Raw genomic sequence first — 26784 nt, 5'->3', positions numbered from 1 at the left:
GTGACATGGCGCCGTCAGATGCGTGGCCTTCCCGGTGCCATGACCCATTTCTGGCGACCCGCCGAGCTCCGCGACGCCCAGCGCGCCGTTTCGAACCGGGCACGAGAGATGGCTACCGGCACTCGCTGAGCCTGGCGTGCCCTGGCGGCCCGCCGGTCCCTGCTGTCGGACGACCTTCACTCCGGAGTGCCCCTACCTTCCGTGAGAAACGACCGCGCGACCGTGTACAACTGCATGCAACAGCATGCGACCCGATCCGACCGATGTCAAGCACCGTTCTCCCGGAGCCAAGGGGCCGCGGGCATCGCGACGCCACCATCCGCCTGCCCGGAGAGACCCCCACACATACCTGTGCAGAGCGTATGCACATGTACACTCGGCCGCGGACTGGTTCGGTCGCCAGCGACGCAGTGTGGCGGCGCCGCTTCGCTCGGGCGTGAGCTTGCCCGGGTATATCGAAAGGGAGACGGTCAGGATGGTTGGTCGCGTGCGCGCCGACGTGTATCCACGGCTCGTCAACGAGATCGCGGACGGAACTCTGGCGCCGGGCACCGCGCTGGTCGAGACGGTGCTCGCCGACCGGCTCGGGGTCAGCCGCACTCCGGTGCGCGAGGCGTTGAACCGTCTCGAGCAGGACGGGCTCATCGAACGACATGAGCGCGGTCTCAGAGTGAGAACGCGCAGCGCGGAGGAAATACTCGAGATCTACGAGATTCGCGTTGCCTTGGAGGTGTTGGCGGCCACTCGAGCTGCCGACCACCGCACGGAGATGGATCTCGTCCGACTGCGGGGGGCACAAGAGCAGATGCGGCAAGCGACCGCCGTCGATCCTGGCACTCGCATCGAGCTGAACCGAGACTTTCACCATGCTCTGTGGCGTTCTAGCCACAACGCCACACTGGTCGACCAGCTGGTGCGTCTGACCCGGCAGATCCACCGCTACTCCTCCACGACACTCAGTACCGCCGATCGGTGGCACGAGGCGATCAGCGAGCACGACGAGCTCATCGCGGCGATCGAAGCGCGGGATGGATCCTCGGCCGGCGCGATCGCACGTCAGCACATCGAGAAGGCGCGCAGCCTGAGACTCCAGATGTTCGTCCGCGATGCGCGCGTGTGAACGTTCTAGACCGTCAGGCGCCGCGTACGCGCGTTGATACAGCGTCCGCCGCCCGTCGCTCGAGCTGAAGCCCCTACGGCTGCGCTGAGGACAGCAGCCGTCCGTACCCTGGGGCAGCTCTCGAGCCCGACGGCGTCACCGTCGACCCGCCCTGCCGGAACCACGCCCATCGCCGAGCTCGAGCAAGGTGAGCCAGACCCTGGTCCAGAGCACGTCGCGAGACTCGGTGCGCCGTCGCCTCATGCCTCATTCAGGTCTGCGACGTTCATCCACACGGTCTTCACCTCGGTGTACTCGTGGACGGCTTCCAGGCCATTCTCGCGCCCGATCCCGCTCTGCTTGAAACCTCCGAACGGTACGGCGTAGTTGGTGCTTCGATAGGTGTTGACCCACACCGTCCCTGCGCGGACGGCCGCGGACACTCGATGCGCCCGGCCAAGGTCATTTGTCCAGATACCTGCAGCCAAGCCATACTCGGTGTCATTCGCGATCCGAATCGCCTCGTGCTCGTCAGCGAAGCGAATCAGTGACGCCACCGGCCCGAACACCTCTTCCCGCGCTATCCGCATGTCCATGCTGACGTCCCCGAAGACGGTCGGCTCGACGAAGAGCCCGTCACCAAGCTCAGCGCCTTCGGCGCGCTTTCCACCGGCCAGGAGGGTGGCGCCGTCGTCGTGTGCGATATCGATGTAGTGCAGGATCTTGTCGTACTGGGTGCGGTTGGCAACCGTTCCCATACGAGTGCTCGGCAGCAGCGGATCGCCCACCTGGATGCCGCGCGCCTTCTCCGTGAGCCCTTGTGCGACTTCGTCGTAGATGCGCTCATGGAGAAGTACTCGGGAACCCGCGACACAGGACTGACCCGTCGCGGAGAAGATGCCCGCCGCGATGCCATCGACCGCGCGCCCGAGGTTCGCGTCGTCGAAGACGATGTTCGGCGACTTTCCGCCCAGCTCCAAGGACACCCTCGTCAAGTTCTCGCCCGCTGTCCGCGCGATGGCGCGACCCACCTCGGTCGAACCGGTGAAAGCGATCTTGTCGACTCCCCGAGACTCGACCAGCTGTCGTCCGACGTCCGGTCCACCCGTCACCACGTTGAGCACGCCGCTCGGCAGGCCGGCTTGTTCGGCCAGCTCGGCGAACAGAAGGCTCGACACCGGAGTCGATTCCGACGGCTTCACCACCATCGTGTTGGCAGCCGCCACGGCCGGCGCGAACTTCCACATCAGCAAGGCCAGCGGACTGTTCCACGGGCATACCGCCGCGACAACCCCGACCGGCTCACGCCGCGTCATGGCCACCGTGTCGGGCACACTCACTGGCTGCGCGATGCCGTGCAATGTCTCGGCGATGCCTGCGAAGTAGTAGCAGAACTGAGCAAGTCCAGCAGTCTGCGGACGCACCTCAGAGTATGGCTTGCCGTTCTCGCGGATCTGAGTTGACGTCAAGATCTCGACGTTCTCCTCGATCAAACGACCCAGCTCGCGAAGAATCGTCGCGCGCCTCGCCGGAAGGGTGGTCGACCAGCCCGCGTCGAAGGCCGCGCGCGCAGCCGCGATCGCCTCGTGCACGTCGTCCCGTGTCGCGTCGGGCACCGTTGCCCACACTCGGCCGTTGAACGGGTCGATGGACTCCAGCAGTGCGCCGCTTCGCGCATCACGGAGATCCCCATCGATCCACATGGGGAAGTGACGCACGGCGACGTCGCGGTCGGCCGCTGACATCAAGCTCACCGGGTCAACACCGCATCCCGGAATCGGACGCGGTTGACCGCCGCATCCATGCTGCGTCGCGCCTTGGGCGGCTCGCTCTCGTCGACCCTGAGCACGACGAAGCTTGCGTGCTGCGAGTCCAGGAGCACGTCGTGGCCGTGCGCGATGTCATCGTCGATGTCGACGGTTGCCGTGGAACGGAATCCGGCGCCAGCAGCGATGCGCTCGAGGTCGACTCCTCGTCCGGTATGGCTGACCTGGTTGCCGGTCTCGCCGTAACGCCCGTTGTCCACCACCAGGATCGAGAGGTTGCCGGGATCAAGGACGGCGATGGTGGCCAATGCACCGACATTCATGAGCAGCTCGCCGTCCCCCGTGACGACGCAGACGCTCCGCTCGGGGCGGGCCAGCGCGAGCCCAAGCCCGACTGTGGTGGACGCCCCCATCGCTCCACCCAGGGCGAAGAGGTTGGGGCTGTCGCCGATGTGGCTCACCACATCTCGGCTCGGCCCACCCAGGCTGCTGATGAAAAGCCTGTCGCGGGGGTCACCAATGACCCTCGGTACCGAGTGCGAACGGTTGAGCCCCCTGGTCGCGGCGGCGCCAGGTCGAGGGTTGATCGTCGGTGAACTCATGGTGCAACACTCCTTAGAAGGCTTTGGCGCCGAGAAAACTCTGGCTGAACAGGACCGCGACCGCTTTGCCGCCCTGGAACGCGGACGTCATGGCGGCGCTGACCGTCTTGATCAGGTCAGCTTCGGTGGAGACCTCGTAGACCATCAGACCCATCGCTTCACACACCTGGCGCGTCGCCTGGCCCATGGGGTACTGCCACGGATTCCCTTCCCCGAAATCGCCTCGCATGCTGACGAGGGTCAGGAAGGGGAAGCGGCCCAGCTGCAGGAGGGACAACAGGTTCACACAGTTGCCGATGCCGCTGCTCTGAACGAGCAGCACCGCCTTCTCTCCACCGAGGTGGGCACCGCACACCAGTCCGATGCCCTCCTCTTCGGTGGTCAGCGAGACCGCACACACGTCCGCGTCGGCGATCGACCGGTTGATCATCGTCTTGTGGCCGGCATCCGGAACGTACGCGAACTGGGTGACGCCCCCTTCGCGCAACAGGTCGTACAACCGGTCAGGCCACGCTGGCACGTCAGGGGCTGTGGTTTGGCTGCTCATCGCTCTCCTTCTTGCTCACATTGTATTCATTCGTATGCTGAGGTCGTGACGGAGGTGTCGCTGCCAGCACCGCCCGGCCGTCGCCTGGGGGGACGTGTGTCACCTGAGCGACGCGAGGGCTGCCAGCAACCGACCCGCGCCTTCCTCCAGCGTCTCCATGTCGACCGAGTAAGAGATCCGGATGTTGCCCTCACCGGCCGGACCGAACTCCCGGCCGGGCCTGACGCGAATCCCACGCGCCTCGAGTTCACGCACCAAGTCCACGGACGCCTGGTTGCCGTCGTACCGAGCGAAGAGATAGAAGGCCCCCTCCGGTCGCTCGAACCGCAACCCCTCCTGGCCTTCGAGCAGCTCCATCAACCGGTCGCGTCGGCGCCGGTACTCGTCCACGTACGGCGCCACCAGCGCGGCACGGTTGCGGACGGCATAGAGGCCAGCGCGTTGGACCGCGGCGTTGACGCCCCCGTTGATCGTCCGGTGAGCGGCACGAACGGCGGGCATCAACTCTGACGGGCCGGCCACCGAGCCGAGACGCCACCCAGTCATGGCGAAGGACTTGGAGAACGTGGTGCACACCAGGAGCCGGGGACGCAGAGCCTCCACGCGCGACGAGGGAACAAAGGTGCCGTCGTAGACCAAGTCGGCGTACGCCTCATCAACGAGAACCAAGACATCGGTGCCGTTGAGCAGATCGGCCAGTTGCTCCAGCTGTGGGCCGGGGATCACCGCCCCCGTCGGATTCCCGGGGTTGCAGAGGATAATCAGGCGGGTCCCGTCGAGGGCCGACGCCACGGCGTCGAGATCCAGGTGAAGCGATCGATCGAGGGGCACGTACACCGGCTCCCCGCCGGCGAGCTGGACAAGGTCGCCATAGAGCGAGTAAGTAGGCTGCGGGATGATGACCCGGTCCCCGGGGCTCACGGTGGCGAGGATCGAAGCCGTCAATCCACCACACCCCCCGTGGGTGATGGCGATGTCTTCAAGACCGTAGCCGCCGCCGGTCTCATCGGCCAGTGCGCTGCGGAGCTCCGGGTCGCCGCTGCTGTCCGGGTAGTGGGTGTATCCCGCGGCCAGAGCCGCGTTCATCGCCTCCACGATGCCTGGCGGCGTGGCAAAGCCAGGCTCGCCGACGGCGAGGGAGACGGCACCGGCGCCGGCGGGAGTGATGCTGGTACGCAGCGACGTACCCATCACCCGCCGCATGCCAGCCGCCACGTGGTACGACGGCGTGTCGTCGACATCGCCAGCCATTGTTCTCAAGGTATCCACCGCTCAAATCGGCTCGTGCCCGCCCGACACGAGAACGGTCACTTGGTTCATTGCGACGCGAGGACTCGCGCCCGAAAGACTTCGACGATCCGACCGTCATCCATGAACACCGCCCTGGCGACCGCTTTGCGGCCGAACCCCAGTTCGTGGGTCACGATCACCATGGTCATCCCAATCTCGGCAAGGTCCTTCGTCCCAGAGCCCTACGGCAAGGCGTTCAGGTTGACAACACTTTCGTATCCGCCTGTACACAACAGTGTACCGCATGGGGCCCTTTGTCAAGGGGGCGACGAGACTCACGAAACTGCTCGCGGAACGGTGAGCGTTTTCGGGTATGAGGGATGAGTTGTCGGTCCGGCGGCGCTCAACGGCTCGACCGCGACGCTCGACGAGGACTCCTCCATCGACGCCGCCCGCGGCCCGTTGCGCGAGACCGCCGCAGCGATCGGCGCGGACCTCACCATCCAGTCGGGCGCCGACCAGCCCGCTGCAGGAGGGGTCGATCCGACCCGCGACCTGGCGCTGTAGACCACCCGGGCGAGCCAGGGACGGCAACACTTCTTCCAGCCTGACTGACTGACTGACTAATCCATTGATCTCAGGTGCTGCTCGCTTGGTTTGCCCTGACGCCTCGACACGGAGGGACATGGGCGCAGGTTCCGGTCCTGAGCCTGTGGCCTGGAACGTGGAGGATCGCCGCCGCGGCGCCCGAGCGCCGGTGCTCCTTGGGTGGTCGGCGGCTTTCCTCCTTGAGCTCACCCGGTGCACTTGCTCTCAAGATGCGTTGACGTCCCCGAACTTCGCCACCTCATCATCACTTCTGTCACGCAGCTTGCGGCGCCTGTTCAACCGATCCAGTACCGGCCCGATCACCATGCCCAGGCCCACGAGGACCAAGATGGTGACAGCTATCGGCGACGAGGACAGCGCGTCGCCAAGACTTCCCCCGTGCAGAAGCATCACTTGGACGAAGTACTTCTCGACCAGCGGGCCCAGGACCAAACCTACGAGTAGCGAGGCAAGGCTGAAGTTCAGCTTCCTGAGAACGTAGCCGATGACGCCCATCACCAGCATGATTCGGATGTCGAGATGGTTGTTGTTGATGCTGTAGGCGCCGATGACGGCAAGCAGCATGACTCCGGCGATCAGGAAGTGCCATGGCGTCCGCAGCACCCTGACCCACATACCCACCAGCGGAAGGTTCAGCACGAGCAGCATCACGTTGGCCACGAGGATGGAAGCGACGACAGACCAGAACAAGTCCGGCTGCTGGGTGATGAGCAACGGCCCCGGCTGGATACCCTGCACCGTCATGGCCGAGATCATGAGCGCGAGGGTTGCCGAGAAGGGGAGCCCCAGCATGAGAACCGGGACGATGCTGCCAATGGCCGCAGAATTGTTGGCGGCCTCGGGACCAGCCAACCCTTCGACGGCTCCCTTGCCGAATTCTTGAGGCTTCTTCGAGATGGCCTTCTCAATCCTGTACGACGCGAAGGTCGAGAGCGTCGCTGACGGGCCAGGAAGGATCCCGAACAAGAAGCCGAGGAGGGATCCCCTGCCCCACGGCGCAGCTGCTCGTCGAAATTCACTTCGCGTCGGCAGGAGTTCTTTCATCCGCACCCTGAGCGGTGCCTTCGGTGCGTCCTTCTCCTCAATCATGTAGAGCAGCTCGGAGATCCCGTAGATGCCGACGGCGACCGGGGCGAGTGCCACGCCAAGTGTCAGATCGAGATTCCCGAAGGTGAACCGGTTCGCGCTCGATGACGGTTCGGTTCCAACTGTTGCCAGAGCAAGGCCGAGGACCATGGGGAGGAGCCCTGAGCCGAGGCTGCCGCCAGTGATTCGCGCAAGAAGCAGAAGTCCACCAGCCGTGATGACAAGAAACTCAACGGCTCCGAACTTCAGAGCCACACTCGAAACGATGGGGATCGTCAAGAGCAGGATGGCGACCCCGATCAGCCCGGCGATGAACGATCCGACGGCCATGATCGTCAGTGCGGCACCTCCTCGCCCAGACTTGGCCATCTGGTGCCCGTCGAACGTTGCCACGATGGCGGATGCATCCCCCGGAATATTGAGCAGTACCGAAGTGATCGATCCGCCGTACTGAGCACCGAGATACACACCGGCGATGATGATGATCCCGATGACGGGCTCATAGGCGAACGTGAGCGGCAAGATGAGGGCCGCCCCTGCGACAGGCCCGAGTCCGGGGAGCACTCCGATCAGGGTGCCCGCGAGAGCGCCCACCAGTGCCGCAAGCAGCAGTTCGGGGGTAAGAGCAAGGCTGAGACCGTACAGAAGCCCTTCGATGGCATTCATGGTGTCCCTCCCCTCACCAGCCGGCCACTGGGAGCGGCACTGCCAGAAGCCACCCGAAGACGAAACTCACTACGACGCCCATGGCGACGCCGTAGACAATCGAACGCACCCACGTCAATGCGCCCAAGAATTTCAGGCATGCAACCGCGTAAAGTGTTGCCGCAATTGGAAATCCAATGAGGGGGAGCACCAACACGAAAACGACCAGAGTTCCCATGAAGATGAGTGCCTGCCGGCGCGCGCGTCCTATCGGCAAATCGACGTCACCGACATCAGCTTTGCTGAACAGGGCTTCCCCCAGCACGACTGCGGACGCCAGCATCCACAGCACGCCGACTCCCATGGGATACATTCCGGGCCCGGGAGACCGCATATCTCCCAACGGCAACTGACCTGCCTGCCACATGTAGCCGACCGCACCAGCGAGACTCATGAAACCCACCACGAGCCGGCCCTGGCTACGTTGATCGAGATGACGCACGCTCTCCATGAGATGCCTTCCTGTCACACGGGGATCCACTACGGGGGATTCAGCCCTCACTGGTATCCGAAGTTTCAATGGCCTGCTTGATCCGCTCGCGCTGCTCGGTCAGGTACCGCGTGAGCTCGTCGCCCACGACAGCAGTGGGCACGTCGCCCTGCTTCTCAGTCCAGCTCACCCACTCATCACCGGAGGCGACCTTCTCCGCAGCGGCCACGATCTTGTCCCGGACATCACCGGAGACGCCAGCAGGACCGAAGACGACGTAGTCCGTACTGAACGGGATGTCATATCCGGCCTCCTCGAATGACACGGCGTCGGGAAGTACATCCCCATAGCTGCTGCCGGTGTAGGCCAGCGCGCGGAGGTCACCGGACTCGACGAGACCCAGCTGGCCCGATCCTGCCGCGATGAGGGCCTCGATCTCGCCGCCCATCGCCGCCAGCGCGGACTCACCCGCACCTCCTGCGGAGGGGATCATCGTCATGTCCACCTCTGCCTGCTCCTGGAGGAAGTTGAACGCGAATCCGTTGTTGCCGATGGTGTTGGCTACGCCGACGCGGACCTCGCCTGGGTTTTCTTTGGCATCCTGGACGAGGTCGTCGACACTCTCGTACGGGGAGTCCGCCGGCACCAAGAGCACGAAAGGTGTGTCTGTCATCTGCACGACCGGCGTGACGTCCTCGTACCCCCCGTACTGGAGGGAGTCGTTGACGAGGGGTTGCGCAAGAAGCCCCGGCGAGGACGCAAGACCCAACGTGTAGCCGTCCGATTCCGCGGCCACGACCTCGCTGATACCGATCGACTCGTCGCCGCCAGGCTTGTTGAAGACGTTGACGCTCGTTCCCATTTCCTCGGCAAGCTGGCGTGAGAACTCCCGCGCCACAGGGTCGGCGCTCCCGCCCGGCGCATACGGCACGATGAACTCGATGGTTTCGGCCGGGTAGTCCGCCGTGGGGGTCTGGCCCCCGAGTGCCGAGCAAGCCGTCAGGGCCGCGCAGGCGCTGAGAGCCGCCGCGACAGCGACCGCCCGGTGCGCAGCACGACGCCGAAGAGCTCTGGAGTTCGTGATCTTCATGATGCGATTCTCCCTGTTGTGGACCAACCACTGAGATTGATCTTTTGAAGGTACATACTCTATAGACTGTTGTCTAGGGTTCTCGACGTCCGACCGAAAGGAAGCTGGCATGAGCGTTGTGTTGGCGTATGTCCCTACCCCCGAGGGCGAAGCCGCCCTCATTCAGGCCCGCACCGAAGCACGATCGAGAGAGTGCAAGATTGTCGTCGTCAATACGTCCCGACAGGACGCATACGTGGACGATCGATGGGTCCAAGACGACGCCTGGAAGGCTCTGGCCGACGATCTGGATGTGTCTGACCTGCCGCACGAAATGGTGCGAGGGAATGGGCACCAGGACACCGCGAGCGAGCTCCTGGATGTCGCCGAGAGGCACTCCGCCGAGCTCTTGGTGATCGGGCTCCGCCGACGCTCGGCGGTCGGCAAGCTCATCCTTGGCAGCACCGCGCAAAAGGTGCTCCTGCAGGCCCCCTGTCCGGTGCTGGCAGTCAAGTCCGACTGAGTCTCGCGTCGGCAGGGCGTGTGCGGGTCGACCGGCCCCACGCCCTGCCGTTGCGCGACTCAGACCGCCGCGGTCACTCCTGCAGACTTGGCCTCCGACGGCGCTGCCGTCGCGCGCCCACGTAGAAGTGAGTCCACCGCGACCATTCAGCCACCGACATAGTCAATCCGTGCACCCATCTCCACACCCTCCTGCGTCGGTTGTGCGGGTTACATACTCCATAGACTGTTGTCCACGGCCAATTTTCTATCACCGCACAGTAGGGTTGGTGCTCTGAGCTAGCCGAACGAGAGGATCCGCCATGACGTCCCCACGGGACTCGTCTCCTCCGCAGAGTCGCACGGAGTATGTGGCTGCACGGCTCCGGGAGGACGTTGCCAACGGCGTCATCACACCCGGGGCGCTGATCAAGCAGACCCTCTTGGCTAAGCGGTACGGCGTAAGCCCCACGCCGGTGCGGGAGGCCATGCGGATCCTGGAGGCCGACGGCGTGATCACCTACTCGCCGCATCGCGGCGCTTCGGTGCGTGAAATGACCCCCGAGACGGCCATGGACCTCTATCGGCTGCGTTCGGCTGCCGAGGGTGAAGCCGCTCACATGGCGGTCGGGCGCATGACCCCCGATGGCGTGGCGGCGGTGCAACGGGCATTTGACGCACTGACCACCGCTCTCGATCTTCCCGGAACGACCCCTGCTGAGATGTCCGTGCTCAATCGCGAGTTCCATTTTGCGATCTACGAGCACAGTTCACCCCTGGTGGTGCAGTTCTTGGAGCTACTGTGGTCCAGGTTCACGCCACCGGCGACGCTCTTCGCGGATCGCGCAGTGGCGCAAGAGCTGCACGAGGAGCATCGGGACATTCTCCAGGCGGTCATGGCCGGCGACGCACATGCTGCTCGACAACTGACCTCGGACCACATCCAGGGCGCCTCGCATCGACGCGCGCGAGATCCTCGCCTGCGTGCTGTGGGTACAGATGTCCGAGAGAACTTCGACGAAGCCTCGTCGCAGGACTGACCGCGTGAGACGAGACACGATCAGACTCGCACCTCGTCGTGGGCACCCAGATGGGCCGTCGCAACCAAGGCTTCTTGGGCGCGAGCAGGCCGTCCTCGTCGGAATGCCCATGCGCCCCTCTTCCAGCATCCCGTTCATGGTGGAGAGCCGACGCCGGGACAGCCCAGACATTGCTCGCTGCACCGCGCGCCGACTCGACCGGGCTTGTGATCCGTGAGGCCCTCGGTCTGTTGGAGCTCCCGCCGCGACTCCTTCATGCCGCAGGCCGAGAACAGACGGCTGCGTGAGAACAACGAGATCCTGCGCAGGGCCTCGATTTTCTTCGCGGGGGAACTCGACCCCCGCAACCGCTGATCATGTCCTTCGTCGAGGACATGCGAAGCGAGGGCCACGCCGTCGAGTCGACATGCAGGGTGCTCAGCGAGCACGACTGCATGGTCGCGGCGCGGACGTACCGGGCCTGGCGACAGACCAACCGCCCCGTCGCGACCAGGACCGTGAGCGATGCGCTGGTGATCGACGCGCTGCTGGCCACCCGCGGCACGCCCGAGGGCCTCTACGGACGACGCACGATGACCGCGCACCTGCGCGCCAAGGGCTGGTCGTGGCTCACTGCACAGTGGATCGGTTGATGCGCGATCTGGGCATGGACGGTGTGCGCCGAGGCAAGAAGCTCCGCACCACCACCGCTGGAAAGGACGGACACCGGGCCAACGACCTGCTGGAACGCGACTTCACCGCCCCGGCACCCAACACGCGGGCGGGCAGTCAATACACGTCGCTGCGCTACACCGAGCACCTCGCCCTCGAGTGCATCGCACCCTCGATCGGCACAGTCGGCGACGCCTATGACAACGGCCTGAGGGAATCGATCATCGGCCTGTTCAAGACCGAAGCGATCTCCACAGACGTCTTCCACATCGGCCCATTGAAGACCATCGTCGATGTCGAGTACGCCACCGCCGGCTGGGTCGACTGGTGGAACCACCGCCGCCTGCACAGCTCGATCGGCCACATCCCGCCCGCCGAACACGAGCAGGCCTACTACGCTGCCCTCAACAGAGAGCCGCGCCCCGTATAGGAACGGCAGAGAACCCGTGACGGTTCAACTTGCCAGCTCGAACCAGCGCGAGCCCGAAGCTCTATGGATTAAGCACGGGGCATGGTGCTTTGCCTTCCGAAAAGGCTGCGACTTGGTCACCGAATCTAGAACCTAACCGGTGGGGCAGGTCAGTGTGTCAAAGTTCCCAACAGCAGCCCTGTTTGCTGCGGACCTTCGCGTGGTGGGGTCTTCGGGGCCTGCAGGGGCGGGGGTCGGTGAGGTTGCGTCAACGACCTCTTCGCTGGATGCGGTTTCCTCTGAGGGAGGCTTGCGAGTGGTGGAGTTGCCGTCCTCGCGAGCGATGGACGTTGGGGACCCCTGATGCCGTGTGCCCGGGGATGCTTAGGCGCGTGCATTCAGTAGCACCTTCACCTCGCCGCCCGCGGCCAACCGGGTGAAGGCGTCTTGCACGGCCTCGAGCGGCAGCACCGCGCTCACCAACGAGTCCGCGGGCAGCACCGCCGAGGCGATTAGCTCGATCGCCGCTCGCACGTCGGCGGGTCGGTAGACGTGGGTGCCTCGCACGGTCAGCTCCCGACGCATCACGTCCGGCAGGTCGACAGGGACGGGGTCGCGGTGCAGGCCGACCTGCATCAGCGTGCCGCCGCTGGCAACACGGCCCAGGACGGTGGCCGTGACGGCGGGGTGCGCAGCGCAGTCGTAGACGACGTCGAACCGTTCCCCGGCCCCGACCTCACGGACCTCAAACCCCAAACTCCTCGCCGTCTCGGCCCTCGACTCGCTCGGCTCGGAGACGGAGATCTCCGCCGGGCCGGCCAGCCGGGACGCGAGCGCGACCAAGAGCCCCACCGGGCCGGCCCCAACGACGTGGACCCGGTCGCCCAGGCCCTGGCCGCTCCGGCGGACTGCCCGCACAGCCACGCTCGCCGGCTCGGTCAGGCCAAACGGCCGAAGGTCGACCCCGCGCGGAAGCGGGACGAGACTCGCGGTGGGCACCGCAACCGATTCCGCCGCACCCCCGGATGCGTCGATGCCGGTCAGCCGGACGCGATCGCACACGTGGTCCGCACCCTCGGTACACGAGCGGCAGAGGCCGCAGCCCCGCAGAGGGTTGACGAAGACCGGTGTGCCTGTGCCGAGCTCTCCGGCGGGATGGGTCAACGTCCCTACGAACTCGTGGCCCAGGATGAGGCCAGGCCGCGCCCGGGGGTGGTGGCCGGCCCAGATGTGCAGGTCGGTACCGCAGATGCCGGCGTAGGCTGGCGCCACGAGCACCTCGCCCGGCCCCGGCTCCGGTTCCTCGACGTCGCGACACTCGGCGAAACCGGGACCGGTCCAGACCGCTGCTCTCATCAGTGGACCCGCTCGCCAGACTGTGCTCGGCACCACGTGCTGATGACGTCGTCATAGGTCGCGATGATTCGCTTGCCTGCTTGCTCGTCGTCAACGCGCCCCGCGAACCAGTCGACCGCGACGTCGTGAAAGATCGGCCTGCCGACGGCGAACCCCTTGACCGCGGGCTCCTCGCGCGCTGCGGCGAACTGGTCGGCGAGCATCTCGCGCGACGTGCCGCCGCCGAGTACGAGCAGCCCGCGGCAGTCGGGGTCGTGACCTTCGACGAGCCGCGCGACCTCGTGCCACTCCTCAGCGCTTCGCAGGGCGGGGAGCTTCCACCAGTTCGGGCGCACACCGGCGCAGTACCACTGGTCGAGAAAACCGACAAGCTCGCGCGCGCCGTTGTGCCGGCCAGGTGGCGGGAGGATCTCAATCAGCACGTCGCGACGTAGGTTGCGGGCCACCTCGGTCAACGTCCGCAGCCGCTCCTGGTTGGTGAACCTGAGCACCGCGTCTTGGTCGGGGGAGGAAACGACCAGGACCTTGACCACCTGGTCCCGGGGCCACGAGCGCAGGAACCCGGCGACGTCCGGCTCGTGATGGAACTGAACCGGCGCGCGGCCGCTGACCTCAAGGGCGCGCGCGTTCCAGACGCCGGAGTCGTTGATGCGCTCGCGCGTCGCGGACGAGACGTAGGTGTCATCAACCAGCACTCCGGCACCCTCGTCGCCCGCACGTTCGGCGAGGAAGGCGTTCAACACGACGTCCTTGAAGGTCGCGACGTCGGCCACCGGGCGTCCGGCCTGCTGAGCCAGTCGCTCCAGGTGACCGCGGTGGTCGATGGCGAAGACGAACAGCTTCTCGCGGTCGCGGAAGCGTGTCGCGGTCTGAAACTGCGCGGGCGTGGTCGACCGAACCGGCGCGAGGGAACCGGCACTGCGGGTCATGAACTCCTTCAGCTCGGACATGCTGGGCGAGTCCCCGCAGCATCCCAGTCGCCCGACCACGACCGCGCCCGCGGCATTGGCCCACCGCAGACAGGTCGGCAGGTCCTGGTCACGCAAGTAGCCGCGCAGGAATCCGGACATGAAGGCGTCTCCAGCACCGACGGAATTCACCACGGAGACCGCGAAGCCCGGGGAACGCACCGCGTCGTCGATGCGCGCCGGGATCGCGCCCTCGAAGGCACGGCACCCTTCGGCGCCGTCCTTGCAGACGATCAGCGCGTCAGTCAGCTCGCGGATGCGGCGCAGCGAACTCAGCAGGTCCGGGTCGCCCCCGAGTGCCCGCAGCTCGGCGTGCGTGCCGACGACGACGTCGCAGTCCGCGAGGACGGTCTGGAGCCGTTCGGTCACCTCGGGGGTGACCTCCGACAGATTCTCGCCTCGGGTTGGGTTGACCACTCCCCAGAAGGCCGGGCGGTAGTCGATGTCGAACACGACCGCGGTCCCGCCCTCGCGAGCCGAGTCGAGCGCCCGGCGCGCGGCCCGCTCGAGTCCTGGCCGGGAGAGCAGGGTCCCGGTCAGCACGAGGGCCCGCGCCTGCCTGATCTGCTCGGGACGGACGTCAGAAGCCTCCAGCGCGAACTCCGCCGGGTCGGCGACCAAGAAGGTACGCGGGAAGTCGCGTGCCTCGTGCATCGCGAGTGCGATCGTGCCGGTGGCGCGCTCGGGATCGCGGACGACCCCGGCGGTGTCGACCCCCTCGCGATCAAGCTCGGCGACCAGATAGTCGCCGAACCCGTCGTCACCGACCCGCGCCGACATCGCGACCCGGAGGCCGAGCCGGGAGGACCCGACCGCGATGTTGGCGGCGCTGCCGCCGACGAAGCGGCGGAAGGTTGACGTGCTGCCGAGGTCGGAACCGACCTGCTCCCCGTAGAGGTCGACGCTGATGCGTCCGACGCTCACGAGATCGGCGACGGTGGGGTCTGCGGGTTTCACGAGGTCCCTTTCGGTGGTGGCGGTTTGGTGTGGCTCTGCTTCAGTCCTGGGCGCTCTCGAGCGCTGGCGTGCCGGCCTCAATCAGGGCGTCCACGTCCGGGGCGGACTCGAACACGCCCAGGTCGACGAAGGTGTCGGACAGCCCGTTGAGCGAGTCGGCCATCTCCCCGCTCCGGTACGACTCGAGCGCGTCCGCGGCCGAGGGCCACGTGCGCTGCTCGATCTCGCGCGCGGCGGCCTCCTCGGTCGACTCGATGCCGTTCTCGTCGTAGAACTCGACGAGCATGCTCGACGCCTCGTCCGGGTTGTCGGTGATGTAGTCGTTCGCGGCGTACGTCGCCGCAAGCCACTGGCCGGCCAGCTCAGCACGCTGGTCGGCGAAGTCCGGGGTCAGGGCCAGCATGTTCCAGACCTGCACACCGGCCTTCGAACCGTCGCACAGCGGCATGTACTCGCCCGAGTCGACGAAGGCGGCGTCGAACGGCGGCCAGGTCATCGCCGCGACCCCCTCTCCGGACTCGAACGCACCGGGAATTGCGTCCGCTTCAAGTGGGAGGACGTTGACGTCGCTCTCGTCCAGCCCGATTGATTGCATGCAGGCGAGCATCGAGTAGTGCTGGGTGGAGTTGGTCTTGACGAGGACGTCGCCGCCGCGCAGCACTTCGGCGGTGTCCTCGCCCTCGAAATCCGTGGTGCGGCCCCACATGATCTGCGACTTACTCTCCTCGGCGTCGGCGCCTGTGACGACGAGGTCCCACTTGTCGCTTGAGGTCATCGCCGGGGGCGAGCCCAGCGCTCCGGCGTCCCACGCGCCGGTGATGCCCGATTCGGACATGGCGGCCCCGTTCGGGTAGTAGGTGAAGTCCACCTCTACTCCGTTGTCCTCGTAGTAGCCCTGCTTCTCGGCGAGCCACATCGGGAATCCGGTGGCCGTTGGCTGGATGGCGACCCGGACCACGTCGGAGTCGGCGTCCGGTCCTCCCCCGGCACATGCCGTTAGACCGAGAGTCGCCGTGGCGACAGTGGCGATCACGAGGACGGAGCGTTTCATGGCTTTCTCCTTTGTTTGACTGACGTTCACGGCCGAGCCGTGCTGTGCGACATCTCTTCACGGACTGAGCGCCAGATAGCCGAGTGCAGACTGGCGAATTCCGGGTCCAACATGGCCTCGTCGACGGTGCCCCGCTTCCATGCGGTGTCCTTGGCGATCGCGACCTCCTCCTTGACCCCTCCCGGGCGCGCGGTCATCACGATCACCCGGTTGCACAGATACACGGCCTCGTCCACGGAGTGAGTGACCAGGAGGACGGTGAGGTCGAGCTCGCGCGCGAGCCGCGCGATCTCCTCCTGCATCGTGATGCGGGTCTGGGCGTCGAGCGCACCGAACGGCTCATCCATCAGCAGAACCTCAGGGCGCACGATCAGGGCGCGGGCGAGCGCGACGCGCTGCTGCATCCCCCCTGACAGCTCGTGAGGGTAGGCGTTCTCGAATCCGTCGAGGCCGACCTGCTCGATGAGGCTGCTGACACGCTGCTTGCGCTCGGCCTTCGGAACACCAGCCATCCGAAGCCCGAACCCCACGTTCCCCGCGACCGTCTTGGTGGGGAAGAGTGCGAACCGCTGGAACACGACGCAACGATCAGGTCCCGGGCCACTCATCGGCTCGTCGCGCATGAGGACCTGACCCCCGCTTGGCCGGTCGAGGCCGGCGATGATCGACAGCAGTGTCGACTTGCCGCATCCGGACGGGCCGACGATGCCGAGGAAGTCGCCCTTGGCGATCTCGAGATCGCTGGGTAGCACGGCCGCGACGGTTCCGCGCCGTGTCACGTACTGCTTCTCGACCTGCTGCAGGCGCAGGATCGGGGTTCCCTGTCCGGGGTCATAGGTCGGGCTGGACGTCACGTGCGGCCTCCGGCCGTGGGTCGACATGGTCATAGCTCCTCAAGTCCCTTTCTCCATCGCGTCAACGGTGATGCGGCCAGCACCACGAGTCGGTCCACGGCCGCGCCCAGCAGACCTATTGCGACCATCCCGGCGATCACCGTCGTGGAGTCGTTGCTCTGCTGGCCGGACAAGATCACGTACCCCAGCCCAGAGCGGCCGACGATGAGCTCGGCGCCCATGAGGGCCATCCAGCCGTTTCCCAGGGCAATCCGGAGCCCCGCCACCGACGACGGCGCGCTGGCCGGGATGACGGTGTCGACGAGCGTGCGCGTGCGGCTGGCACCGAGCACGCGACTGGCGCGGATGACCAGCTGATCGACCGTACGGACACCGAGCTCGGCGTTGAGCACGACCGGCGGCAGGACTGCGATGAAGACGATCGCCGCCTGTGCGGCGTACCCGGGGCCGAACCAGAGGATCGTGAGGGGTATCCAGGCGAACGGCGGGATGTACCGCAGGACCTCGAACGCGGGGAGGACCGCCGAGCGGAAGGACGGCCACCACCCGAAGGCGTACCCGAGGGGGAGACCGAGCGCCGCGGCGATCAGGAAGCCGCCGGCCCACTTGCCGATGGACGCGATCGAGTGCCCGCCCAGGGTTGAGCCCGCGAGCGGGGTGACAGTGAGCTCGACGAAGCGTGTGAGAACCTGCAGCGGGCTGGCAAGGGTCGAGCTGTCGACCAGGGTCGAAGCCAGCGCCCACACCAGGACAAAGGCGACGACACCAAGGCTGGAGAACACCGCGGTGCGCGGGTCGAGCCGGCGTCGCCGCGAAGGCGTCAGATCGGTGACGGTTTCGGTGCGAGTCAGGGCGCTCATCGGTCCACCTCCGGCCGCCACTTCGACAGTGCCCGCTCGAGCGTTCGCAGCCCCTCGGAGAAGAGCACTCCCAGAACCCCGATCAGAAGCATCGCGGCAAGCATGATGTCCGAGTCCAGCGTCTGGCGCGCCGTGAGCGCGACGTAGCCGAGACCTCTCGTCGCGCCCAGCAGCTCAGCGGCGACGACCGTCATCCATGCGTTCCCGAGGGCGATCCGGGCACCGCCGGCGAGCACGGGCACGCTGGTCGGCAGCACGATCTCGACCAACGTCCGCATCGGGCTCGCTCCGAGCGTCCTGCTCGCTCGGACCAAGAGCTTGTCCAGGCCCGCCACCGCCTCGTAGGAGTTCAGAACCCAAGGCACCACGGCGGCGATGAAGACCACGAACACCCGCGCAGGATCGCCTAGGCCGAACCACAGGATGGCGAGCGGGATCCACGCGATCGGCGGGATCGGCCGCAGCAGATTGAACAATGGCGAGACCGCCTGGCGGACTCGCTCGTTCCAACCCATCGCCACCCCGAGTGGAAGCCCGACGAGGCTTGCCAACAGCCAGCCCACCACCACGATCCGGACACTGGCCAAGACATGCCCGACGAGGGTCTCGCCCTGGTACGGCTCGGATGCGTACTGGACCAGGCGATCGACAACCGCGGTAGGAGAGGGCAGGAACAGCTCGGAAACCATCTCGGTGCCATCAGTCGCCAGCCACCACAGTCCCAGCAGTGCCAGCGTCATCGCCCCGCCGATACCGAACGAGCGTGCTCGTCGACGCATCACTTGGACCCGCCAGGCCGTCGTTTCCGCCATGCGCGTGCCTCCTCGATCCTGCTCATCACGTCGTCAGATGCTGTGGCAAGCCTCACAGTCGAACTCAGTGGTGTCAAGTTTGATATGACAAACTTTTTGCCCTGTGGCTCGTGCCTGCATAGGGGAAAGCACTGGCGATCAAGGGAGTGAGGGCCCTGGGACGAAGAAAGAATAGGTATGTGCTTACAATGTTCCAAAGGATGGTGGTAGTCATGGCGCCCCGGATCAGCAGGACGGCGCGACCCGAGCACCGGATCGTCGTCGACCGCACAAGCAAGGTCCCGATCCACGGACAGGTCAGCCGGCAACTAACGGCCGCGATCGTCGATGGGACGCTCGCGCCGGGGGACATGATCGAGAACGAGGTCGACCTCAGCATGCGGCTCGGCATCAGCCGCCCAACGCTGCAGAAGGCGATAGCCGAGCTCGTCAGTGCTGGGTACGTAACTCGAAAGCCTGGCCGCGGGACGGTGGTCCTGCCACGCACCATCCCGCGTCGGGTCTCGATCGGCAGCCTCTACGACGATCTCGCCGCCGCGGATCGCGCACCGACCACCTCGGTCCTCGCGTTTGAGCGGTCGGCGTCGCCGCCGCCGCGGTTGGCGACTCGCTCGGGTGGGCCCGTCGATGACCTCGTGTACATCCGGCGAATCCGCACCGCCGACGGGGAGCCGCTCGCGATGCTGCGCAACTGGCTTCCGGCGGGGCTGGTCACCTTCGGTGCGGCAGATCTCGAGCAGCGGGGCCTGTACGACATCCTTCGCGACCAGGACGTGTTACCGCATCTCGCCGAACAGCGAATGGGCTGCCGTCGTGGGGACGAGTCCGAAGTCACCCTCCTTGAGCGCGTCGGAGACCCGGTAATGACTGTCGAGCGTCTGGTCTTCGACGCGAAAGCGTCGTTCATCGAGTACGGCGAACACTCGTACCGTGCGGGTCGCTACTTCTTCGAGACGGTGCTTGTAGGCGATGACCTGCGCGGTGAGCACGTCCCGGCCCCGGAGCGGCGATGAAGGCCCCGGCGGCCACGCACGAGGGTCGGGTCGCCATGGTCACCGGTGGCGCGCGCGGCATCGGCCTCGCCACCGCACGTCGGCTCGCCTGCGACGGCGCGAGCATCGCCATCGTTGACCTCGATGCCGAGGCGGCGAGTGACGCCGCCCGGCAGCTCGGCGCCGAGACCGACGCCGTCGTGCGCAGCTACGGTGCTGACGTTTCGGAGGAGTCCCAGGTTGGGGCCGTGTTCGACGCCGTGGAACGAGATCTCGGTCCCGTTGCCCTTCTGGTCAACAACGCTGGGATCGTGACCCCCGAGTTGCTCCCGGTCGAACAGGTCCCCGCCGTCGAGTTCGACCGAATGCTGGCGGTCCACGCGCGCGGATCTTTTCTGTGCTCGGCGCGGGCGATCCCCGAAATGAAGACGGCCGGGTACGGGCGGATCATGATGGTCTCCTCGCTCGTCGGGCCGTTGGGATTCGCTGACCGCGTCGCGTACGCCACCGCTAAGTCCGGGCTAGTCGGCATGACGCGCGCTCTGGCGGTCGAGGGCGGGCCGTACGGGATCAGCGTCAACGCGGTGGCGCCCGGCTGGATCCTCACGCCTGTGATTCAGCAGCGAGTCGCGGCCGGCACCCTGGACGAGCAGCAGCTGTTGCGGCGGACCGCCCAAGGCAGATGGGGCCGCCCTGAGGACGTGGCGCGTGTCGTGGCGGCGATGTTCTCACCGGCGTTCGACTACGTGACCGGGGCCGAAGTACCGGTGGACGGCGGGTACCGCATGCGCGGCGACGACGCCGAGGTGGTGGCGTGAGCACGTCGCGCCGGCCTGGGCTCAGCCTGCACCCGGCGGTGGCTATGTCCGGGTGGGACGCGGAGCTCGCGGTCGGAGTTTTGGACCGCGCCGCTGAGCTCGGGTACCAGCACGTGATCGTCCCGCTGCGACGGCCCCAAGACGTCGATGTGCCGACCACGGCGCGGTGGTTCGCCGAGCGTGGGCTTACCCCGATCACCAGTGGCAACCAGGTTCACGGAGCGGACGTGTCGTGCGACGACCCTGACGTCCGCGCCGCGGGCCTGGCGCGGCTCCGGTACATGATCGAGATGACGACCGACCTCGGCGGTGACCAGATGCAGGGTGTGCTCTACGGAGTGCTCGGCAAGCCGGCCGGCCGTGTCGCGCCCGAACGGTTCCGGCGAACCGCCGAGCTGCTCGGCGAGCTCGCGGATTCGGTTCCCGCGGGAGTCACGGTCGCGTGCGAGATCGTCAACCGCTACGAGACGGCGATGATGAACACGGCCGCGGACGGGCTGCGGTTCCTTGAGGCCTCCGGCTCGGACCGCCTTGCTCTGCACCTCGACACGTTCCACATGAACATCGAGGAGACTGACCCGACCGAGGCGGTGCAGGCCGCGCTGCCACGGCTGGCCTACCTCGAGATCGGCCAGAGTCACCGTGGGGAGTTGTCTCACGGCACCGCCCCGGTAGAGCAGGTGCTCGACGCCGCGCTAGCCGCCGGTTACAGGGGCCGGGTCGGCGTCGAGGCGTTCAGCGCCGCCGTGCTGGACGAGGAGGTCGCCGGGGGGTTGGCTATCTGGAGAGACGTGTTCGGTGCGGACAACCGCATCGCTGAGCAAGCTTCGGCCCTATTGAAGGCAGCGTGCGACCGAGCGGGTATTGACTGACCGGTGGCGGTGGCAACGAGCATCCCTAGGGCCGGGCCGCACCGAGCGAACTGGGCCAACACGCGGGCGTCAATCGAAGCCTGGACTCAGCGCCATCGACCAAGCCCCACCGGCAAGAGACGCCCGGATCCACTCATGTCCGCGGTCAAAGCGATCGCACCTGCCGAGCGCGATCCATCAACACCACGTCAACCCGATCGGCACCGCCAAGGCAAAGCGAAGGGCCCTGATCAGCATGTCTGCTGATCAAGGCCCTCCGGGTGGTAGCGGGGACAGGATTTGAACCTGTGACCTCTGGCCGAAACCCTCGTGTGAGGCGCAGGTCCGGGCGGTCGGCAATCGACGACCCGAGGTCCAAGCGAGCACCCCGCGGGTCTGAAACCTTGGGTCGACGCATCCCAACTTCGTAACACCCCCTTGACCCACTCCCTGTCCCCTTCACACCTGCATCAATCATTAGGCAAAACCTAATGGTGTTAGTTTCGCTGCTAGTGTGAGTGCATGCGGATCTTCGAGCCCCGGATGTGGTCGCGGACCGCCAACGAGACTCGTCACAGCGGTGCCGCTCGGTTGCCGCCCCTTCCCCTCACGGGACGTGAACGACTCCTACCCTCTGAGCCGGCCAGCAGCCTCGAGTCCCAGAAGGGGCACCACGTTGTTCTCGTCGGCCACGCTAGAGCGGCCTAGATCGTGGCGAGGGCAGGACTGACGACTGGCAAGGTGGCCCGGGCCGGCGCGGACCTCGCCGACGAGGTCGGCTTCGAGCGGGTGACCATCTCAGCGCTGGCGCGGCGGCTCGGCGTCCAGGTCGCCAGCCTCTATTCCCACGTACGAGGCTCTGAGGACCTTCGGACACAGATCGCTCTGATCGCGCTCGAGGAGCTGGCCGACCAAGGGGACGAAGCACTCGCGGGACGCTCCGGTCGGACGGCACTGAGTGCTCTGGGCGAGGTTCACCGCAGGTACGCCACGGAGCATCCTGGCCGCTACGACGCCGCGAGGCACCCGCTCGAGTCCGCTGTCGCCGCCTCCTCCGCCGGACCGCGACACTCGCGCATGCTGCGGTCGGCTCTTCGCGGCTACGAGCTACCCGAACCGGAGCAGACGCACGCAGTACGCATGGTGGGGAGCCTCCTGCACGGCTACATCACCCTCGAGCGCAGCGGCGGCTTCGACCACAGCGAGCCCGACTCCGCGGCATCGTGGATGAGCATCCTCGATGCACTCGACGCACTGCTGCACGATTGGCCCACACCTTCTCATCCTCACCCCCTCCGCTCCGGGCAGGACCCATGACCACCGACCGACTCCCGTTCGCCACACCCATCACCGCCGACTTCCTTCGGGGTGCGCTCGACGTCGAGCGCACCGAGCTGGGCATCCTCCCCCACCGCCTGCCGGCCAATGCTCGCGCCCAGCTGCCGGACGGCCAGGTTGCGATGGCGGAGTCACTACCGTCCGGCGTACGGCTCGTCCTTCGCACCTCCTCGACGGTCATCGAGCTGGAGACCCGGCCCACGAAGGTGGTCTACGAAGGGGCGCCCGCGCGACCCGACGGGATCTACGAGCTGCTCGTCGACGGCGAACCGACCGCGCAGGGGGTCGTCCCGCAGGGCAGCACGATGACCATCGACCTGCAGGCGGGATCCGCGCGGACGACCGAGGGCCCGACGGGCACCGTGCGGTTCGATCGACTTCCGGCCACCGACAAGATCGTCGAGGTGTGGCTCCCCCACAACGAGACGACCGAGCTCGTCGCGCTGCACACCGACGCGACGGTCGAGCCTGCCCCTCGCCCGACGGGTCGCACTTGGCTCCATCACGGGAGCTCCATCAGCCACGGCTCGAACGCGACGCATCCCACTGGCACGTGGCCGGCCGTCGCCGCCGCCCGTGCAGGAGTCGAGCTGGTCAACCTCGGCCTGGGCGGAAGCGCCCTCCTCGACCCCTTCACGGCCCGAGCCATGCGAGACGCTCCGGCCGACGTCATCAGCGTCAAGATCGGGATCAACATCGTCAACACCGACCTCATGCGCCTGCGAGCCTTCGTGCCGGCAGTCCACGGGTTTCTCGACACCATCCGCGAGGGCCACCCCGACACCCCCCTCCTGGTGGTGTCCGCCATCGGCTGCCCCATCCACGAAGGCACACCTGGTCCGTGCGCCCCGGACTTCAGCGACGGCACGCTTCGGTTCGTAGCGACCGGCGATCCGGACGAGGTCCCGGCCGGAAAGCTGACGCTGCGCGTCGTCCGAGATCAGCTCGAGCGCATCGTCGCCCATCGGGCGACAACCGACCCGGCCCTGCGACATCTCGACGGAACGGACCTCTACGGCGACGCCGATGCGTCAAAGTTCCCGCTGCCGGATGCACTCCACCCCGACGCCGCGACCCACGTCCTCATCGGCGAGCGATTTGCCAACGTCGCATTCGGCGACGGGGGCGCCTTCGATCACGGCTGATCACCGGTCCCCGCGCCCGGACGCCGAACGCCTCCCTCTCGGACGGCTTGCCGAGCGCAGACTCACGAGTCGAACGCCCAAGCCGCCCCTTCACCTCGATCCACCTGACCATGTCGAACATCTGCTAGCTGAGGAGAACCGAGATGACTGAATCGCAGCGACGACGGACCCGATGGCCCGACCGCCCGACCCACTTTCCACGCCCTGATCGTCCTGCAGCAGACAGACTCGTCGCCGGGAAAGGCACCGGCAGCACCTACACGTCCGACCGTCGGTGGACGCCTGTGGCGATCATCCTCGCCACCATCCTCGTCCTGGCCGGATGCTCTCAGAGCATCGACGGCGCAGACGATCCTGCACCGCAGGACGATCTCACGACCCGGCTCGAGCAGCTCGAGGCCAAGCACGACGCACGGATCGGGGTCTCCCTGATCGATGTCGACGAGGACGTCACCCTGGGCTTCAACGAGGACGAGCGGTTCGGCTTCGCCTCGACCATGAAGGCCTACGCGGCCGCCGCCCTCCTCGACGCGACGAGCGCCGAGGAGCGAGCCGAACTCGTCCGGTGGACGTCCGACGACGTGGCGGCGGCCGGCTACTCACCGGTCACCGAACGCTCCGTGGACACCGGCCTGAGCCTTGAGGAGCTGGCCGAGGCTGCGGTGAGGGAGAGTGACAACACCGCGATGAACCTGGTGCTCCGGCGCCTCGGAGGACCCGAGGGCCTCGCAGCCGCTCTCCGGAACGCCGGTGACTCCACCAGCCAACCGGTTGATATCGAGCCCGGCCTCAACGACGTCGTGCGCGGCGAGGAAGCCAACACCAGCACCGCCGCCGCCTTGGCCGCCAACTTGGAGCGCATCATCACCGGCGAGTGGTTGGCCGCCGACGACCGCGCTCTCTTCCTGGACTGGATGAGCGGCAACGCGACCGGCGACACACTCGTCCGCGCCGGCGCGCCGGCCGAATGGGAGGTGGCCGAGAAGTCCGGGGGCGCGGGGCCGATGCGCAACGACGTCGCCATCCTCCAGCCTCCACGGGGTGGACCGATCGTCCTGGTGGTCCTCACCGAGCGCAACGACCCCGAAGACACCTACGACGACGTCCTCATTGAAGACGTCACCCGGGCAGTGCTGTCGCAATACTTCTGAGGTGCGACAGCACCGACACCGGGCTCGTCCGCCTCAACGTCGGCGGGCCACCGCCTCCAGCACGGCCGGCGCCGCGTCGTTCTTCTCACCGGGCGCGAGGTCGACACCCGGGGGCACGATCGCATCGATCGCGTCCAGGACGTCGCCGGACAGCGTGATGTCGGCTGCGGCGAGCTGGGAGTCCAGGTGCTCCATCGTGCGTGGTCCGATGAGGGCGGCGGTGACGCCGCGATGGGCCGTCACGAAGCCGAGCGCGAGCTGGATCAGGGTGAGCCCGGCATCGTCGGCGACGGCGACGAGCTTCTCGACGGCGTCCAGCTTGGCGCGATTCTGCGGGTCGTCGAGGTCGAAGCGCGACGTCATGAAGCTCGATCGACTGGTAGCGATCTCCTGGCCCTCGCGCACTGCGCCGGACAGCCATCCGGAGGCGAGGGGGCTCCACACCAGCACGCCCATGTCGTACTCCTCGGCGACGGGGAGCACGTGGGCCTCCGCGCCGCGTTGGAGGATCGAGTACCCCGGCTGCTCGGTGACGTACCGCGTGTGGCGACGCTCGCTGGCCACCCACTGTGCCTGGACGATCCGGTAGGCCGGGAACGTCGAGCTCCCCGCGTAGCGAATCTTGCCCGCTCGCTGCAGGTCGGTCAGTGTCGCGAGCGTCTCGTCGTCACTGGTGGTGGGGTCCCAGCGGTGCATCTGGAACAGATCGATGTGATCCACGTCAAGGCGACGCAGGCTCGCCTCGACCGCGGTGGTCAGCCAACGACGCGACCCGCCGCGGTGGTTGATGTCCTGGCCCATCGGCAAGGATGCCTTGGTCGCCAGCACGACCTCGTCGCGACGACCGGCCAGCGCCTTGCCGAGCATCTCCTCGGACTGGCCGCCGCTGTAGACGTCGGCAGTGTCCACGACGTTGACCCCCGCGTCGAGTGCGGCACCGACGATGGCGGTCACCTCATCCTGGGTGGTCCGGCCGATCTGGCCGAAGTTCATCGCGCCGAGCGCGAGAGAGCTGATCTGGACGCCCGTGCGTCCTAGCGGTCGATACTGCATGGTTCTCGAGTCCTTTCCCGAGTCGGGGCCCGGCCAGTCGGTCTGTCCGGGGGCGAGGCTCTGGCACAATGAACCGGAGCGGCGTTCCGCATGAAACAATACGGAGCAGTGCTCCGTTTTGCAAGCTCTCGAAGACGGTGGAGATCGTGGATGCAACATCAGGTGCAGGGTCGAGGGCGAAGCGCTCCGACGCGGCGCGCAACGAGAGGGCACTGCTGGACGCCGCAGCGGCGGTGTTCGGCGCCTCGGGGGTCGACGCGCCGGTGCGCGAGATCGCCGCGCGTGCCGGCGTGGGGATGGGCACCATCTACCGGCACTTCCCCACGCGAGCCGACCTCATCGTCGCCGTTTACCGGCACCAGATCGCCGCCTGCGCCGACGCCGGGACCGGCCTGCTCGCGCGACACACCTCGCCCCTGGCGGCGCTGGTGAGCTGGGTCGACCTCTTCGTGGACTTCCTCGCGACCAAGCACGGTCTAGCAGCTGCCCTGGGCAACGACCAGGCCAGGTTCGAGGCCCTTCACGCCGAGTTCATCGAGCGGCTCGTGCCGGCCTGCGAGGACCTGCTCGACGCGAGCGAGGCCGCCGGTGAGCTCACGACGCGGATCAGCGCCTACGAGCTGATGCGTGCGATCGGCAACCTGTGCATCCACGCCGGCGACGACCCACGGTACGACCCTCGACGCCCCGTCCACCTGCTCGTCGCCGGCATGAGCGCCCGACCCGAGGACGACGACGCACACGAGCGCGAGGCCTGACAGCGCGAACGACGTGCGCCACAGGTCACGTGCTCACCAGGGCGTGCCAGACCCCCGCGTGGCAGCCCTGGGAGAT

The 26784-nt window shown here is 66.8% G+C and carries 25 protein-coding genes, 1 tRNA gene and 1 pseudogene; 12 read left to right on the top strand and 15 right to left on the bottom strand.

The features are described 5' to 3' along the window. Positions 1-487 precede the first annotated feature (487 nt). Positions 488-1120 (top strand): GntR family transcriptional regulator, encoded by a 633-nt coding sequence (locus ACHAAC_RS13465; protein ID WP_435716795.1) that lies wholly within the window; start codon positions 488-490, stop codon positions 1118-1120. 239 nt (positions 1121-1359) lie between these two features. Here ACHAAC_RS13465 and ACHAAC_RS13460 read toward each other — a convergent pair whose 3' ends face one another. From ACHAAC_RS13460 to ACHAAC_RS13430, 7 genes are all read right to left on the bottom strand, one after another. Continuing rightward, on the bottom strand, positions 1360-2844 hold the full coding sequence (locus ACHAAC_RS13460) for an aldehyde dehydrogenase (protein WP_435716794.1): 1485 nt from the start codon (positions 2842-2844) through the stop codon (positions 1360-1362). A gap of 5 nt (positions 2845-2849) precedes the next feature. Continuing rightward, the gene (locus ACHAAC_RS13455; RefSeq protein WP_435716793.1) at positions 2850-3278 is read right to left on the bottom strand and encodes a thiamine pyrophosphate-dependent enzyme; all 429 of its coding nucleotides are present in this window, start codon (positions 3276-3278) and stop codon (positions 2850-2852) included. Positions 3279-3480: 202 nt separating this feature from the next. Further along, positions 3481-4014, bottom strand: a complete 534-nt coding sequence (locus ACHAAC_RS13450) for a hypothetical protein (RefSeq protein ID WP_435716792.1) — start codon at positions 4012-4014, stop codon at positions 3481-3483. 99 nt (positions 4015-4113) lie between these two features. After that, positions 4114-5265 carry a pyridoxal phosphate-dependent aminotransferase gene (locus ACHAAC_RS13445; protein ID WP_435716791.1) on the bottom strand — a complete coding sequence of 384 codons (1152 nt, stop codon included), beginning with the start codon at positions 5263-5265 and terminating at the stop codon, positions 4114-4116. Between the two features lie 792 nt (positions 5266-6057). Continuing rightward, entirely contained in the window at positions 6058-7605 is a 1548-nt protein-coding gene (locus tag ACHAAC_RS13440) for a tripartite tricarboxylate transporter permease (protein ID WP_435716790.1), read from the bottom strand. 13 nt (positions 7606-7618) lie between these two features. Continuing rightward, a complete protein-coding gene (locus ACHAAC_RS13435) occupies positions 7619-8095 on the bottom strand; it encodes a tripartite tricarboxylate transporter TctB family protein (RefSeq protein ID WP_435716789.1) in 477 nt (158 codons plus the stop codon). Between the two features lie 40 nt (positions 8096-8135). Then, entirely contained in the window at positions 8136-9164 is a 1029-nt protein-coding gene (locus tag ACHAAC_RS13430) for a Bug family tripartite tricarboxylate transporter substrate binding protein (protein ID WP_435716788.1), read from the bottom strand. Positions 9165-9273: 109 nt separating this feature from the next. Between ACHAAC_RS13430 and ACHAAC_RS13425 the strand changes: the two genes are divergently transcribed. From ACHAAC_RS13425 to ACHAAC_RS13410, 4 genes and pseudogenes are all read left to right on the top strand, one after another. Continuing rightward, positions 9274-9666, top strand: a complete 393-nt coding sequence (locus tag ACHAAC_RS13425; RefSeq protein ID WP_435716787.1) for a universal stress protein — start codon at positions 9274-9276, stop codon at positions 9664-9666. 349 nt (positions 9667-10015) lie between these two features. Further along, positions 10016-10684, top strand: a complete 669-nt coding sequence (locus ACHAAC_RS13420) for a GntR family transcriptional regulator (RefSeq protein WP_435716786.1) — start codon at positions 10016-10018, stop codon at positions 10682-10684. Positions 10685-11040: 356 nt separating this feature from the next. Continuing rightward, complete coding sequence (locus tag ACHAAC_RS13415) at positions 11041-11316, top strand: hypothetical protein (RefSeq protein ID WP_435716785.1); 276 nt, start codon at positions 11041-11043, stop codon at positions 11314-11316. 131 nt (positions 11317-11447) lie between these two features. Beyond that, a pseudogene (locus tag ACHAAC_RS13410) lies at positions 11448-11765 on the top strand (integrase core domain-containing protein); the annotation flags it as partial. Positions 11766-12128: 363 nt separating this feature from the next. Here the strand turns inward: ACHAAC_RS13410 and ACHAAC_RS13405 are convergent. From ACHAAC_RS13405 to ACHAAC_RS13380, 6 genes are read right to left on the bottom strand one after another with little or no spacing between them, the layout of a single operon-like run. Beyond that, positions 12129-13100: a zinc-dependent alcohol dehydrogenase gene (locus ACHAAC_RS13405; RefSeq protein WP_435716784.1), complete on the bottom strand. Its 972-nt coding sequence runs from the start codon at positions 13098-13100 to the stop codon at positions 12129-12131. After that, positions 13100-15025: a 5-dehydro-2-deoxygluconokinase gene (gene iolC / locus ACHAAC_RS13400; protein WP_435716783.1), complete on the bottom strand. Its 1926-nt coding sequence runs from the start codon at positions 15023-15025 to the stop codon at positions 13100-13102. The genes ACHAAC_RS13405 and iolC overlap by 1 nt, the downstream gene beginning before the upstream one ends. Before the next feature lie 40 nt (positions 15026-15065). Further along, positions 15066-16076, bottom strand: a complete 1011-nt coding sequence (locus tag ACHAAC_RS13395; protein ID WP_435716782.1) for an ABC transporter substrate-binding protein — start codon at positions 16074-16076, stop codon at positions 15066-15068. A gap of 26 nt (positions 16077-16102) precedes the next feature. Beyond that, positions 16103-16957, bottom strand: a complete 855-nt coding sequence (locus ACHAAC_RS13390) for an ABC transporter ATP-binding protein (RefSeq protein WP_435716781.1) — start codon at positions 16955-16957, stop codon at positions 16103-16105. 2 nt (positions 16958-16959) lie between these two features. Further along, on the bottom strand, positions 16960-17790 hold the full coding sequence (locus tag ACHAAC_RS13385) for an ABC transporter permease (RefSeq protein ID WP_435716780.1): 831 nt from the start codon (positions 17788-17790) through the stop codon (positions 16960-16962). Further along, on the bottom strand, positions 17787-18602 hold the full coding sequence (locus ACHAAC_RS13380; protein WP_435716779.1) for an ABC transporter permease: 816 nt from the start codon (positions 18600-18602) through the stop codon (positions 17787-17789). The genes ACHAAC_RS13385 and ACHAAC_RS13380 overlap by 4 nt, the downstream gene beginning before the upstream one ends. A 212-nt stretch (positions 18603-18814) precedes the next feature. Between ACHAAC_RS13380 and ACHAAC_RS13375 the strand changes: the two genes are divergently transcribed. The 3 genes from ACHAAC_RS13375 to ACHAAC_RS13365 are packed head-to-tail and all read left to right on the top strand — an operon-like array spanning position 18815 to position 21284. Beyond that, positions 18815-19615 carry a GntR family transcriptional regulator gene (locus ACHAAC_RS13375; RefSeq protein ID WP_435716778.1) on the top strand — a complete coding sequence of 267 codons (801 nt, stop codon included), beginning with the start codon at positions 18815-18817 and terminating at the stop codon, positions 19613-19615. Beyond that, positions 19612-20412, top strand: a complete 801-nt coding sequence (locus ACHAAC_RS13370) for an SDR family NAD(P)-dependent oxidoreductase (RefSeq protein WP_435716777.1) — start codon at positions 19612-19614, stop codon at positions 20410-20412. Before ACHAAC_RS13375 ends, ACHAAC_RS13370 begins: the two co-directional genes overlap by 4 nt. Next, the gene (locus ACHAAC_RS13365) at positions 20409-21284 is read left to right on the top strand and encodes a sugar phosphate isomerase/epimerase family protein (protein WP_435716776.1); all 876 of its coding nucleotides are present in this window, start codon (positions 20409-20411) and stop codon (positions 21282-21284) included. The genes ACHAAC_RS13370 and ACHAAC_RS13365 overlap by 4 nt, the downstream gene beginning before the upstream one ends. A 261-nt stretch (positions 21285-21545) precedes the next feature. Here the strand turns inward: ACHAAC_RS13365 and ACHAAC_RS13360 are convergent. Further along, positions 21546-21656, bottom strand: a tRNA-Val gene (locus ACHAAC_RS13360). A 318-nt stretch (positions 21657-21974) separates the two neighbouring features. Between ACHAAC_RS13360 and ACHAAC_RS13355 the strand changes: the two genes are divergently transcribed. The 3 genes from ACHAAC_RS13355 (at position 21975) to bla (ending at position 24897) form a co-directional block, all read left to right on the top strand. After that, a complete protein-coding gene (locus ACHAAC_RS13355; protein ID WP_435716775.1) occupies positions 21975-22580 on the top strand; it encodes a TetR/AcrR family transcriptional regulator in 606 nt (201 codons plus the stop codon). Then, the gene (locus ACHAAC_RS13350; protein ID WP_435716774.1) at positions 22577-23746 is read left to right on the top strand and encodes an SGNH/GDSL hydrolase family protein; all 1170 of its coding nucleotides are present in this window, start codon (positions 22577-22579) and stop codon (positions 23744-23746) included. Before ACHAAC_RS13355 ends, ACHAAC_RS13350 begins: the two co-directional genes overlap by 4 nt. A gap of 284 nt (positions 23747-24030) precedes the next feature. Next, positions 24031-24897, top strand: a complete 867-nt coding sequence (gene bla / locus ACHAAC_RS13345; protein WP_435716773.1) for a class A beta-lactamase — start codon at positions 24031-24033, stop codon at positions 24895-24897. A gap of 33 nt (positions 24898-24930) precedes the next feature. Here the strand turns inward: bla and ACHAAC_RS13340 are convergent, their stop codons facing one another. Next, positions 24931-25950 (bottom strand): aldo/keto reductase, encoded by a 1020-nt coding sequence (locus ACHAAC_RS13340; RefSeq protein WP_435716772.1) that lies wholly within the window; start codon positions 25948-25950, stop codon positions 24931-24933. A gap of 146 nt (positions 25951-26096) precedes the next feature. On the opposite strand from ACHAAC_RS13340, the gene ACHAAC_RS13335 reads away from it, so the two are divergent. Further along, the gene (locus ACHAAC_RS13335; RefSeq protein WP_435716771.1) at positions 26097-26708 is read left to right on the top strand and encodes a TetR/AcrR family transcriptional regulator; all 612 of its coding nucleotides are present in this window, start codon (positions 26097-26099) and stop codon (positions 26706-26708) included. Positions 26709-26784: the final 76 nt, after the last annotated feature.

It is taken from the genome of Aeromicrobium sp. CF4.19 (assembly GCF_051262555.1).
GTDB lineage: Bacteria > Actinomycetota > Actinomycetes > Propionibacteriales > Nocardioidaceae > Aeromicrobium.
The sequence above is the reverse complement of the archived record's forward strand: the minus strand, read 5'-3'. Positions and strand labels throughout refer to the sequence as shown.